The organism is Oleiphilus sp. HI0086 (assembly GCF_001635225.1).
The window spans coordinates 1-832 of sequence record NZ_LWFZ01000846.1 but is presented as its reverse complement, the minus strand read 5'-3'; the positions used below and the strand labels follow the sequence as shown (position 1 = coordinate 832).

At 44.1% G+C, this 832-nt stretch carries 1 protein-coding gene; it reads left to right on the top strand.

Annotated features, from left to right (window positions below; genetic code table 11):
- A partial coding sequence (locus A3756_RS15235; protein ID WP_156490503.1) for a PAS domain-containing protein occupies positions 1-596 on the top strand: 596 nt, incomplete at its 5' end.
- Positions 597-832: the final 236 nt, after the last annotated feature.

The window sequence follows — 832 nt, the reverse complement described above, 5'->3', positions numbered from 1 at the left end:
TCACAAATATAAGAGGAGACATCACTTATGTGAATGACAAATTCGTCGAAGTAAGCGGATACGAGCGTGAAGAGCTGCTAGGCCAAAATCATCGAATTCTTAACTCTGGCTATCATGACAAAGCCTTCTTCGGCCAACTTTATAAAACAGCTGCTAAAGGCAGCGTATGGCGAGGCGAAGTCTACAACAAAGATAAACATGGTCAGAATTACTGGATTAGCAGCACTGTCATTGCCATTAAAGATATGAACGGCAAACCACAAAGTTATGTTGCCATTAGCTCGAACATTACTGGGAAAAAATCAGCCGAAAGCGAACTCATTACTGCAAAAGAAAATGCTGAACAAGCTGCAATTACGAAAAGCGAATTCCTCGCAAGCATGAGCCACGAGATCAGGACACCGATGAATGGCGTTCTGGGCATGCTGGGACTTCTGCTTAACTCCAAGCTTGATACTCAACAAAGGCACCGGGCTGAAATAGCGCAAAATAGCGCACAGTCGCTACTTACACTAATCAACGACATTTTAGACTTTTCTAAAATAGAAGCAGGCAAACTAGACTTGGAGCACCTTCTATTTAACCCGAAAAAGTAAATTGGCGATCTTGCAGAGTCTCTTGCCCAGCAAGCTCAACTACAAGAGCTAGAACTGATCGTCGACTTAAGAGGGTTAACCCTGTCAAAAGCAGTAGGAGACCCCGGCAGGATCCGCCAAGTCGTTACCAATCTTGTCAACAATGCAATCAAATTCACCAGCCAAGGTGAAGTCGTTATTTCTGCTCGGCTTACGGAGCTAAACGCAAATCTGCTTCAACTAGACATCGATGTGAC